Genomic DNA, 13,187 nt, shown 5'->3' with positions numbered 1-13,187 from the left:
CAATACCTCATCCTATCCTTCTCCTAAAGGAGAAGAGAAAACAGCTTCGTTTTTTTTTTGAAAAGGATTGTCAAAACTCCCTCGCCTTCAGGAGAGGGTTGGGGAGAGGTTCTAGAACAAATCGTTCGGTCTTTTTCTGTCCCCTGCTTCAGCTGGGGCATTTCAAGAAAAGCAAATCAAAACCTCTTGATCAAATTCAAATACAGTCGGGAATAATTTTGCGAAGACTCGAATGTTCCTTCGTAATTGGCCGAGAAAGAGAGTTTTTTATTGATTCGCCACGATATGTTTGCTTCCCCAATGTGCTGAATCAATTCATTATTGTTGAATTTGTACTGGTAATTCACATAGCTGTAGTTGAGACCTGCAAATAGTTTCCCCGGAATAATATCGCGCGTTAGTCTTAGTTTGTAAATCATTCCATCCAGATAATGAGTCTGTAAAACGGAGGTTGACAAGGTGGCATTGCTGTTAATTCCCGGAACATTGCGGTACGATACAAAGGCATACAGGTTTTTTGAATCTTCCACTTCGCTTTTACGGGAACGATGGCCGACATTTGCCCCCAGCGAAATTCGATTCGTGGGGCGGTAGTTTACCCGAAAGCGAATTCCCTGACGGGTTTCATTTTCCAGTATCTGAAAGGCCAGACTTTTAAAGGTTTCGTAGTACACCACATTCTTGCGTCTGTCGAGCGATCCCGAAAGGGATAATTGTTTCGATACCCGATATCGCAAAGAAAGAAACATGCTGGTGAGGTCGAAGGTGTTTTTCGAAACTTCTTCTTCCAATTTGTACAGGTCAACCTCGAAAGAGGCAAACAGGAACAGGTTCTTTAAAAGCGAATTGCTGTGCTGATAGTAGGCAAATCGTCTGTCGGTATTCGATTTGTATTTTTGTTCGAAAAACGACACCGTGTTTTGCATGCTTCCCACTTTGGTTTTAATGCTGTGTTCCAGATAGCCGCCAAACTGCATCAGGTCAAAATTGAAGGAATAGTTTTCGTAATCGGGCCTCGAGCCTGCAATAGCTCCCAGCGAGAAATTGCCAAATTGCTTTTCTACCTGTACCCCATCAACGGCGCCAATGTTCGAAACTTTCCGATTTATTTTTCGCCCCAGCCAAATGCTTGTGCTTTGGTTGGCATCGTAACAAATGGCCAGATTGTAAATTTTAAGGGCATTAAAAATATCCGATTTTACCTCATCCCACTCGCCCGAATTGTGCGAGAACCGAATGTAGGTTTCGGCTGAAAATTTTGAGTTGCTGATGTTTTTAGCATTCATCGATAAGCTGTAACGCATCCGGTGATTGCTGCCACCCGATGAGCTGGACAGGTTGGAATAGGTCGAGGCTGAAATTTTACCACGAATTTGTTCCTCTCTGTTCAATTCCTGTTTGGTTCTGGGTGCTGGTGCTGGTTGTTCTGCAATTTCAGTATTGTAATCCGGATCTTTATCCTGAACTGCATCTTTTTCGGGTGTTTTTTTAGCTGTAGGGAAGGCAATAATTTTATCGCCTTTGGCAAGTTTGATATCTCCAATTGCAATTCCAATTACCGATATCGACGATTTGTTGTTCACCACCAATATAGGAATGAAATCAGCGTCCTTTTTCACATACAGCGTATCGCCAACGGAAATTGATTCGGTATTTGAGAATTTCACATAGGTGTTTTGTGAGCTTTTGTAGGAGATTTCACCTTCCAAAAACTTTTCCTGTGCCCGAAGCGGGGTGCTTAGGCAAAGCACAATAATTACGACAATTGCTGGTAAAGTTCTCATTTTTATCTCTGTTTAGCTCTATTAATCATCTTTTTGATATCACCTTACAACCAGGTTTGTTCTTTATGCTTTTGCGAGGGTTAATCCTCTCTTCCATCTGGATGACAGGACAAGCAAGAGTTGCTGTTGTACACGTAGTTGTTTACATCACTGTGATGTCTGTCGGTATCGGATTGGTTGTGTTCATGACAGGTAATGCACGAAAAAACAGCATAATTGCTTGTGTTGGTATGACAATCGGTACATGAATTCCACTCATCGCGGTGTTTTCCGCTGTAAATTGGGAAATACTGTCCGTCGTGGTCGAAAGTGGAAGGCTCCCAGGCATTTTCGGTATGGCAATCGGTACATTCCGTTGGGAAATTAGCTGCTTGATGAGCAGGATCAGCAGTTTGATTGTAATCCGCAGAATGACAACCAAAGCAAGTGTTCGGTGTGTTCACATAGCTTCCCTGATGGCAGGCAAAACAATCTGTTGCAATTTTTGTATGCGCTCCTTGTATCACATAAAAACCGTTGTGATCGAAATTGGCAGGTTCCCATGCATTTTGAGAATGGCAGGTTACGCAATCAGTAGAGAATCCTGAGGTGCTGTGCGCCGGATCCGAAGTTTGATTGTAGTCGGCCTGATGACAACCAACGCAGGTGTTTGGCGTGTTGTCGTACGATCCTTGATGACAGGCAAAACAATCTGCTGCAATTTTGGTATGTGCTCCCTCAATCACATAAAAATCGTTGTGATCGAAATTTGCTGGTTCCCAAACATCCTGCGAATGACAGGTTTCACAATCGGTAGAGAAACCCGATGTGCTGTGCACCGGATCTGAAGTTTGATTGTAGTCGGCCTGATGACAACCAACACAGGTATTTGGTGTGTTGTTGTAGGAGCCTTCGTGACAGGCAAAACAATCTGTTGCAATTCTGTTGTGTGCTCCCTGTATCACATAGTAATCGTTGTGCGTATCGAAACTGGCAGGTTTCCAACCTGGTTTGGTTGTATGGCACAATTCACAATTTTGCGGCAAGCCGGCCGATACATGGTTAGGGGTGGTGCTGGCATTGTAATCAGCCTGATGACATGAAAAACAATCGGTGGACAGCGATGAGTAATTGTTGTTTGTGTGACATTGGAAACAATCGCTAATGGCATGACCATCTGTTAAAGGGAAAAAATCGTGGTTGAAACCTCCCGATGACCATTGGAAAGCACCCATTTCATGACAATCTTCGCAGTTGGTAGAATAATTACCGGTTACATGGTTTGGTTCAGTAGCCGCCATATAATCTTTTCTGTGACAGTTGATGCATTCAACCTGTAAAGGCTCGAATTGTGCAAAATTATTGGAGGTATGGCAGTCGAAACAATCGGCTGTGGCATGAGCACCAACAAGCGGGAAGCTGGTTTGCTGATGAATTTCGGAGATATTGGTCACCAGCCACGATTGTGTTGTGTGACACAGCATACAATCCGAACCCAGCGTGCCGGCATGCACATCGGTATGACATTGCATGCATTCGCTTTTAGCTTCGGAAAACACCAAATTGGTATGGCACGACTTACAGTCTGTGGCTTTATGCTGACCTTCGAGCAGAAAATTCGTTTTGGCATGATCGAAAGAAAATGTTTCTGGGTTCACCACCCATCCTTCCTGAGTATGACAGGTTGCACAATCTATTTTCATGTCTTTTCCGTGAGGTGATTGTGAAAAGGCATTGAGCGAAAATGATAAAATCAAGATTATTGATGACAAGTAGCGCATGAGAAATCTTTAAATTTATATTGTGTATAAAAAGTTTGATTCATTTCCAGAGGTTTGTGACATGCATTACAATCAATAACAGCATGTTTTCCTTCCAGTTTAAAGTCAGTTTTATCATGATTAAAATTGGCAATTTTCCAATCATCATGATGGTGGCAGTTTAAGCAGTTGGTTGTGCCTTTTTTCTCGAATTGCTTCTGATGTTCATCCTGATGGCAACTTAGGCACTCCTGATCGAAACCAGTAAATTTTTGAATGGCTTCGCCTTGATTGTTCTTAGTAAAATGACAGGCGCGGCAACTTTGTTTATTGTGAGCGCCCATTAATTTAAAGGCAGTCAGATTGTGATCGAAATTAATCTGAGACCATGCATTTTCCTGATGACAGGCAGTACAGTTTTGGTTTGGGTAAAATCCATCGTTAATGATATTCTTGTGTATGTTGTTATGGCAATCGACACATGTTTTGCCAATGTTTCGGAACTGCCATTTCTCTGTTTGCTGATGACAGGCAAAGCAAGGAGTCGCCAAATGAGCTCCCTGCAAAGGAAACTGACTTTTGTTGTGCTGATCGATAGAATATGTAGAACCAACAAATCCATTTACCGAATGGCATTGCCTGCAATCGGGCGACGAACCTTTTTTTGCAAACTGCCCTAAATGATAATCCTGATGACAATTGGAACAACGGTTGTGTGCAATGGGTGTGGTGTACGAACTTTTGTGACAGCTTTTACAATCGACATTTTTGTGCTTGCCCGTGAGTTTGAAATCGGTACTGTTGTGGTCGAAATTGCTTAGTGCAGTTACCGTTCTGAATGAGTTTACTGTATGGCAATCGGTGCAATTTGGCCCGAATTTGTTGTTGTGAACATCGGTATGGCACGAAGTGCAGGAATTGAATTTAACACCTGAAAAGTGCTGAAACTTTTTGTCATTTTTTGTATCTGCCTGATGGCATTTTTCGCAGGCCACATTCTCATGTTTGCCCAACAAAGGGAATTGGGTGTTTTTATGATTGAAGTTTGAAGCAGGCGCAAACTGGTTCTGATCATGACAATCATTGCAGCTGGACGAAAGTGTTTGCTGATGAACATCTTCGTGACAGGAAGTGCAGGATGTGCCTAAACCGAAATAAGTGAATTCTTTTTTTGCAGCTTTTTTATCTGTAATAAATTTTGTTTGATGACAATCTTTGCAATCCAGTTTCTGATGTGCACCCTGCAATTCGTAACCCGTTAAATCATGCTTAAAAGTATTTTTATCGAAGCGGATCATCTCAAATTTTCGTCCGTGATGATCGTTGTGACATTCCACGCACTCTTTTCCCTTTATTTCACTTGAAGCATGATAGCCTTTATTCGAAACAATGCGTTCTTTAAGTAATGTATGGCAATCCAAGCACTTGCTGTTACTTACCTTTTCGCCAATAACATGACACTTGGTGCAATTCGAAAGACCTTCCAAATTGGCATGTGCTTTTGATAAATCACCCGGCGACAACTGAGCAAAGCAGAATTGCGAAATGAAGAGGAGCATGAATAATATGAATGGATGCTTTGTCATATTTTTTTCTGTGATGTTTAGTTTTCTTTTTTAGCTGATTTCCGTTTGCCTTGCCCCGGTCTTTCCTTGAGGAGAGGAAGTTCCAAAATACATTTGGAGATGTTTTCTCTTCTCTTTTAGGAGAAGGATGGGATGAGGTCGACTGTTCAACTGTTTCGACTTTTGGACATTTGACTCTTTAACCTTTCGACTTTTCAAGACACTTTCAGACTTTATTTGTCAATGTTTTAGCATTGCATCGCCAAATTTCTTGGTAATTTGTATGCCTGAGTTCTTCAGGAATTGAGAGGGTAATTCGCCACCGGCAAATATGTAGACCAAATCGTTATCAAGGGCAATTTTATCTTCCGAATCTGTAATCGAAAGTGTAAGAGAATTTTCCTTTATCAGATCGATATTGGAATTGTAGACCACGTTTATTTTGTTCTGAGCGATTGCATCTTGAATTCGCTCACTGTTTTTAGGTTTTAGGCGGTTAAAAGAATTATTTCGGTACGATAAGGTTACCTTGTTTTGATCTGCCAAAAGCAGAGCCGATTCAATGGCCGAATCGCCGCCACCAACCACCAAAATATTCTTGTTGGAGATGTTTTCGGGCTCGAGTAATCGGTAGGCAACTTTTTCCAGCTGTTCACCATTAACATTCAGCTTGCGCGGACTACCTCGCCGGCCAATGCTGATTAGTACTGTCTGAGAGGTATATTCTTCACCATTTTTTGTGCGAATACTAAAAAACTCATGTTTTTTTTCTATTGATTCAACCTTTGTATTTTCGCTTACGCTGATTTCGTTTTTGTTCATTACATCTTCCCATAGTTCGAGCAATTCTGTTTTGCTTGTTTCGAACAACTTCACTTTTCCGTAAAGGGGAAGATCCATAGGGGAGGTCATCACAATTTTCGATCGTGGGAAAGAAAAAACGGTTCCTCCCAAACTATCCTGCTCCAAAGTGATGAACTTCAGATTGCTCTTTTTTGCCATTAGCGATGCGGATATTCCTGCTGGTCCGGCACCAATAATAAGCACATCGTATTCGGCCTTGCTGTTCTTTTTGATGCAGGAAGTCAGATTCTCGATTGCCTGCCTGCCTTGCTCAACTGCATTTCTTATCAGTCCCATACCACCCAATTCGCCGGCAATAAAAATGCCCGGCACATTGGTTTCAAAATTCTGATTGACATGAGGCAATTCTACGCCGCGTTTTTCGGTACCAATACACAAACTAATGGCTTGGGTAGGACAGGCATGAAAACATGCACCATGCCCAATGCACTGCGATGCGTTAATTACGGCAGCCTTTCCGTTTCGGATTCCCAAAATATCTTTTTCGGGACAAACCGTTATGCAGGCACCGCTCTTTATGCAGGAATGCTGATCGACCACCGGATGAAGGGACACAGGTTCGTATAATCCTTCGGCTTTGGCTTTGGCGATTTTTTGCTCTACAATGCGTGATTCTCTTTTCTGCTTTCGGATGTAAATGAACACAACCAACAAACAAAGCAGGAATACTGAGCCATAAATTATTATTTCCTCTAGTAACAAATCCATTTTTTATGCTTCTGTATTAGTACTAAGTATCTCTGATTTATAATCAGAGATGAGTTTTGTTATTCTTCATTACTCATTTAGAATATCCACTTGTATCCAAAAATGATGGTAACTGCAACATGAATCATCAAAATAACAAGCATCACCAGTGCAAATGGCAGATGGGCAACATGCCAGTATTTAAAAAGTTTTTGCATGTAATTCAGACGGTCAATTTTTCGATTCAGTGTAATTTCATGAATTACCAAACGCTTAATTTTTTTTCGTTCGGCGCGGGAGAGTTTGTTTTGTTTCAGTTCTGAATCTATTTTTTTATAGGTTTTTCTATCCTGTTCCATTTTTTTCAACAGTCGGAACAGGAGTAAGCCCGATGTGTTATTTGAATTTCCGGCCACCGATGCTACAATAATTTGATGGCTTTCTTCATTTAAATTGTATTCTTTCTTCAGCAGTGCTCCCACGTCGGTTTTAGTATCCCTTACTTCTAATAAACTCAATTCCCGGCCTTCTATTGTTCTGGGAATTTGAATGTATATAAAGCGGCCAATAATTCCGCTGATTACCACCGCTACCATGCTCCAAAACGAAATGGCAACAATACCACCAAATTTAAAAGCCGTATGGAACAGAACCAGTACAGGCCCCAATGAGCAAAGAAAAATATGAAACTCGAGCCAGTACTTTAGTACGCCAATGCGTGAAAAACGGGCAATTCGCTTTCGAATCATGTATAAAAATACACCTGCAATAATCAGCAAAGAGCCAATTATTCCGAGACCATGACCAAGAATACCACTTGATTTTAGCATCTGATGATCGGCATGATAGAATCTCTCCTCAATATTCAGACTATAGTAGGTGAAGCCATAATAACTTAGAATCACTATTGCCGCCACAACAATTAGTACAAACAGTATAAGCGACAGAACATGTATAAATCTCGACATAGTTACTGTTTTAGATGAATTTACGCAATTCGGATTAAAATATTGTTGGACATTAGTAATTTAGATAGCGTCTATTTCTAAATAAGATTATAAGCTCAAGAAGTGAAAAGGGACATGAATCTTGAAAATTGCAGCTGAACCATTCTGTTTACGGGGCGGCGAGGTCTTTTTTATTGTGCCTGCACACCTGTAAATTACAGTTTTACTGATCAATTTTGAGATTAATAAGCCGTATTCCGGGTTTTTACTATATTTGTTTTTGCAATAAAAAACAGATAGATATGAAACGACCATGTATAAAAGTGATACACACAGGAGAATAAGTGTAATTTGGAAGTTCCATATGGCAAATTAAAAACAAATTATAAATCATATGAAGTATAGCTTATTAGCCTTGTGTTTTGTCTTTTTGGTTTCATGTTCGGGTTCCGATGATGAAAAAGATTACAGGGCAGAGAATGAAGAAGAGATTGCTGCTTATGTGCTCGCAAACAATTTAGCTGCAGAAAAAACTGCATCGGGTTTGTATTACGTAATTGAGGAGGAGGGTACAGGAGCACAGGTTACAAGTAGTTCTAACGTAACTATTACTTACAAAGGTTATTATACCAACGGTACGGTTTTCGAAGATAGTAAGGAGAATTTAGTTTCCTTCAATTTACAAGGTGTTATTCATGGTTGGACCGAAGGACTTACTCATTTTAAAGAAGGCGGTAAAGGAATGTTATTAATACCTGCCCATTTAGGATATGGCAGTAAAGATTACAATGGTATTCCAGGAGGATCTGTACTGATTTTTGAAATCGAGGTATACACTCCTGAAATGATTGCAGTGAAGAATGATGAAGATATACTCGCTTATTTGGAAGCAAACAGCATAAGTGCAACCAAAAGCGATTCAGGTTTGTATTATACAATTGAAGAGGAAGGAACAGGAGCACAGCCAACAGGTACGTCGAATGTAACTGTGGCCTACAAAGGCTATTTTTTGAGTGGATCTGTTTTCGACGAAAGTAGTTCTGCTGGAGTTTCTTTTGGATTGGATGAGGTAATTAAAGGCTGGAAAGAAGGTATTACCTATTTTAAAGAGGGAGGTAAGGGGAAGTTGTTTGTTCCTGCAGCCTTGGCTCATGGTAGTTACAATTATTCAAGTATACCTGGTGGTTCAGTTCTGATTTTTGATATTAATTTGATCTCTGTAAACTAAACTCTATTTGATTCTATGAAGATAAAGGATGCCAATCAGGTAATTGATATTGTATCGAAGTACATCGATCTTTCGGTTGTTCCATTTGGTCAGGACAAACGGTCTGTTGTTCGCGTAGATACCCGTCAGCCAATGTATGGCGGTAATGGCATCGTTTACCTCTTGCAAATGTTCGGTGTAGATGAGTTGATCAATAACCGGATTGGTTGTTTTATGGTCTTTTTGAATAAATACGATCAAGCCGGATTTCACGATCACGGTCCCAGAGGAGAAGAAGAAATTTACGTGGTAATGCATGGTGAAGGTGAGTATTCCGATAAGGAAGGTGAAGATGGAAAAGTTAGAACCCATAAAATCACCAAAGGAAATATCACGGCAGTTAGCAAAAATGGCTTTCACTCGGTGCAAAACACTACCGACGAACCTCTCATTATTTTTGTGATTACTACCAACAAGGCATAAAGCAAAAGCTTCAATAAAATACAAAAAGGAATCCGAAAGGGTTCCTTTTTTTGTTCTCCATCTCATTCAGGAGAGGGGTGTGGTGAGGTGATTTCCTCAGAGAGCAAAAAAAAGAGAGCCTCACGCAAGTGAAGCTCTTTAAACTTTGAAATATATTTATTCTATGCCTCTACATCTTCTGGCTTAGTATTGTGTTTTTTATAGTTGTAGTAAGCAGTTAAGCTAAGTACCAGAACAATTGCAACCGTATAGTACACCCAGGTTGGTACCGGAACCGGATCGCCTTTTGCGTACGAATGCATACCTGCCAAATAATAGTTCACCCCGAAATAAGTCATTAAGATTGAGCTGTAGCCCCAAACCGAAGCAATATTAAAGGAGTAAACCGATTTTAAACCGGGAATAAAACGCATGTGCAATATAAAGCTGTATACCAAAACGCTTACCAGTGCCCAAGTTTCTTTAGGATCCCAACCCCAGTAACGCCCCCATGATTCGTTGGCCCAAATACCACCCAAAAAAGTTCCGATGGTAAGGAAATACAAGCCGATGGTCATAGTCATTTCACTAATTCGGCTAAGATCTGTTACAGTACTCTTAATTCTAGCGATGTTATTCTTGTTCTGCAGATTGAACAGGAAGAGGTTGATCATTCCTAAAATTGCCGCCAGAGCAAGAAATCCGTAGCTGGCAGTAATAATAGCTACGTGAATGGTTAGCCAGTACGATTTAAGAACCGGAACCAGGTTGGTGACCTCTGGATTCATCCAACTTAAATGTGCTACAAAAAGGGTTAAACCAGCAAGAATAGATGTTGCCGCTAAGGCAAAATCCGATTTCTTCACAAATATGAATCCTGAAAGTAAACAAGCCCAGGCTACATAAGTCATCGATTCAAAACCGTTGCTCCAGGGAGCATGACCGGAAATGTACCATCTGGCAGCTAATCCAGTTGTGTGTAAGATAAAACCAATTCCTAATATCAGTATTGCTGCACGCATAATCCACTTTACCGAAAATTTAGGGTTGATAATCTGGATCACCAGAAACACGATTAAAAAGAAACCAATTAATAAATAGTATGGGAATAACCTTTTAAAGATGTTGGTATTGTTGTATAGAATCTCAATTTTTTGTTTGGTAGGCGATGGAATCACATTTTGGCCAAAACGGTTTTGGTAAGTTTTTATTCCTGCAATATAATTGTCTGCATTTACAAAATCGCCGTTGTTTAAGGCTTGTCCCAGCAATAATACAGATTTTTTTACAAACAAAGAATCATCACCGGTAATAGCTAGTTGCGCAGTTGGATTGTACCAGGCATGCATATCATCGTTTGGATCAGGGAATATTTTTAAGAATTCGCCCGTAAACACCATATAGCTGATGTTAACTCTTTCGTCAACCGAAATAATTTCCTTATCGTAAGCTGTGCGCTGCGATGGTTTTCTTGAATACGCATCCTGAACTTTTTTAGAAAGCTTGTATTGACCTTGCTCATTTAAAAAGTGTCTGAACGATCCGTATTTGCCCGAAATGCCAAGTTCTTTAGCCAATTCGGAATTCCCAACCTTAATCATGGCAACTGTTTGCCACTGTTGTGGATTTACGATCATGCTCAGAAAAACCTGCTCGGCAGGATATCCCTGAAACTTGTTCTTCTTTGTGATTTTACGAATCACCTCGCTGGCCATGGTGTTAATGGGTTCGAAACGACCGCCGTTATCTTGTACCAACAATGCTCCAAAATCCTGCGATTGCTTTAATGGAACAATTGGCAGTATTTCGTTTTGTGCTGAAGCTGGAAAAAGACTGCCTGCAATCAGGAAAGCCATAACAGTTAGCACTTTTGCACTTTTCGATTTTGCACCTAATGTTTTAAAACGGGTAGCCGGACTAATCAGCGACCAAGCCATACCCAGCATCAGAATAAAATAACCAAAGTAAGTAATTCTCATTCCCCACTGGTCGTGATTTACCGAAAGAACAGTTCCCTTTTCATCCGTATCATACGATGCCTGAAAGAATCTGAATCCTTTGTATTTTAGAATGTTATTCATGAAAATACGATGGTTTTGTTCAATGCCTTTTTCATTATCCACAAGAGTTACTTCACTTGCAAATGATGATGGGCTGTTCGAGCCGGGATATCGGTCTAAGATAAATTTGTTTAGTTTCAGAGAAAATGGAATTTCAATTGTTTTTGGACCATAAGCTACCGCAACATCAATGCCGTTTATCATTAAATTACTGGGTACGCCTACATAATTACTTGATCCTTTCACAATCATTTCCTTTTGCTCATTTCCACTTTTCACATCAAATACCAATACTGTCGGGGCATTTTTATCTTCGCCTTGTATGTATTTGTAAATTGCCGCAGGGAAGAAGTTTTTGATTACTATTTTGGTGCCGTTTAAATCGTATAATTTCTTAGGGAATACTACGTGCCATTTATTAGCTTCCATTGGAATTGGATCTCCGCCCATCATACTTACCTCCGAAAATTCAAAGGGAGAAATTACTCTTAAACTATCCGAGTAATCGAAAACAATAGTATTTGCATTGGGATTGCCACCAAATACGATAAGATTAGTACCTATGTTTTTTTGTTCGTTATAAGCTAAAGTTAAATTTTGCATTCCTGCCATTCCGGTTGAACCAACCGCAACCATCTCAATAATCGGCGAACCATTCAGATCCTGTGCAATGGTTGATTGAGCATTAGGAATCATGGTTTTAAGTGATACCTCAACATTTTTATTGTCGATATTCAGATCATCACTAAATTTAGTTGTCTTTACCGATGAAACAGTAATTTTTTCGCTTAGTTGACTGATCTTGCTATTGGTTCGTGCCTGAATATTAATGTAGGAACTCATCGTGGTGATCTGATTGGTTGTTTGTCCTTCTCGAATGTGCATATTGCCTTCGTAACCAATATATCGGGTAACCGCTGCGCCTATAAAAATAATAATGAAGGCTGCATGAAACAGGAATATAGACCATTTCTCTTTTTTGTAGAGCTTGTATCGGAAGATATTCACAACCAAATTAATGCTTAGTAAAAGCATCATTAATTCGAACCACCAGGCATCATAAACCAATACACGGGCCGCAGAAGTGCCAAAATCATTTTCTATAAAGGTTGCAGTTCCAATTGAGAAAGCAAATAAAATGATGAGCACTCCCATCATTTGCATAGAGAAGAGGAAATTCAGAAACTTATTCATATTTGGATAACTATTTAATTCGTGAAAGAATTTTATTGTAATTCGGATTAAAACCTTATATACCTTCAGTTTCCGAATACGGGAGTTCAAGATACGCTTTTCTTTATAATTTCAAAATAGCTTAAGTTACACTTGCCGTTTGCATTACACACTATTTTTTTTGTAAAACATGTAACTTGTTGTAAGTAAGTAAATCTCTTTTTCGTCTTGTGACATTTATCTTTAATATCGCAGATAAATGTCTGTTTTGATTGCGTAAAGTGTTTCCAATAAAGATTAAAATCAGTGCTTATTAAAATTAAATTGTATCTGTTGCATATTTGGTTCCGTCGATATAAAACGATTGAATATCAAGAACAATAAATTATTAATTTGGTTAGTATACCTTGGAATTATATTATGGATTCTTGCTTTGGCTTTTGTAGTATTGTTGATCTGTTGGTTTGGAGTTAACTACCTGCCATCAGCACAGTTTAGCGTTCATACCTATAGTCAACAGCCATAAGATATATTAGAATACAAAAAAACGCCGTTTCAATCGAAACGGCGTTTTTTTTGTATTGTTACATTTGTGTTTTACTTTAAATTCACGGACTTAAAGCTCTGAGTACAGATTTGAAACTTTTAATTTTGTGCTAACTGCTAACTGCTAACTGCTAACTGCTAACTGCTAACTGC

The 13,187-nt window shown here is 39.6% G+C and carries 8 protein-coding genes; 2 read left to right on the top strand and 6 right to left on the bottom strand.

Going from position 1 to position 13,187, the window contains the following annotated elements:
- Nucleotides 1-176: 176 nt before the first annotated feature.
- The 5 genes from QUH73_RS02960 to QUH73_RS02940 form a co-directional block, all read right to left on the bottom strand.
- Nucleotides 177-1,784, bottom strand: a complete 1,608-nt coding sequence (locus QUH73_RS02960; protein WP_289528990.1) for a hypothetical protein — start codon at nt 1,782-1,784, stop codon at nt 177-179.
- 80 nt (nt 1,785-1,864) lie between these two features.
- Complete coding sequence (locus tag QUH73_RS02955) at nt 1,865-3,544, bottom strand: hypothetical protein (RefSeq protein ID WP_289528989.1); 1,680 nt, start codon at nt 3,542-3,544, stop codon at nt 1,865-1,867.
- Complete coding sequence (locus QUH73_RS02950) at nt 3,523-5,109, bottom strand: cytochrome c3 family protein (protein ID WP_289528988.1); 1,587 nt, start codon at nt 5,107-5,109, stop codon at nt 3,523-3,525. Before QUH73_RS02950 ends, QUH73_RS02955 begins: the two co-directional genes overlap by 22 nt.
- Nucleotides 5,110-5,328: 219 nt before the next feature.
- A complete protein-coding gene (locus tag QUH73_RS02945; RefSeq protein ID WP_289528987.1) occupies nt 5,329-6,660 on the bottom strand; it encodes an NAD(P)-binding domain-containing protein in 1,332 nt (443 codons plus the stop codon).
- Between the two features lie 77 nt (nt 6,661-6,737).
- Entirely contained in the window at nt 6,738-7,607 is an 870-nt protein-coding gene (locus QUH73_RS02940; RefSeq protein ID WP_289528986.1) for a hypothetical protein, read from the bottom strand.
- Nucleotides 7,608-7,980: 373 nt separating this feature from the next.
- Here QUH73_RS02940 and QUH73_RS02935 point away from each other — a divergent pair, with 373 nt between their 5' ends.
- Together QUH73_RS02935 and QUH73_RS02930 are read left to right on the top strand one after the other, a co-directional pair.
- Nucleotides 7,981-8,814 carry an FKBP-type peptidyl-prolyl cis-trans isomerase gene (locus QUH73_RS02935; RefSeq protein ID WP_289528985.1) on the top strand — a complete coding sequence of 278 codons (834 nt, stop codon included), beginning with the start codon at nt 7,981-7,983 and terminating at the stop codon, nt 8,812-8,814.
- Between the two features lie 15 nt (nt 8,815-8,829).
- Nucleotides 8,830-9,276 (top strand): cupin domain-containing protein, encoded by a 447-nt coding sequence (locus QUH73_RS02930; RefSeq protein ID WP_289528984.1) that lies wholly within the window; start codon nt 8,830-8,832, stop codon nt 9,274-9,276.
- Nucleotides 9,277-9,437: 161 nt separating this feature from the next.
- On the opposite strand, the gene ccsA is transcribed toward QUH73_RS02930, so the two are convergent.
- Nucleotides 9,438-12,509: a cytochrome c biogenesis protein CcsA gene (gene ccsA / locus QUH73_RS02925; RefSeq protein WP_289528983.1), complete on the bottom strand. Its 3,072-nt coding sequence runs from the start codon at nt 12,507-12,509 to the stop codon at nt 9,438-9,440.
- Nucleotides 12,510-13,187: the final 678 nt, after the last annotated feature.

Source organism: Labilibaculum sp. K2S, from assembly GCF_030372765.1.
In the GTDB taxonomy this organism is placed as follows: domain Bacteria; phylum Bacteroidota; class Bacteroidia; order Bacteroidales; family Marinifilaceae; genus Labilibaculum.
Note: the sequence above shows the minus strand (reverse complement) of the source record. Positions and strands in the feature narration are given on the sequence as shown.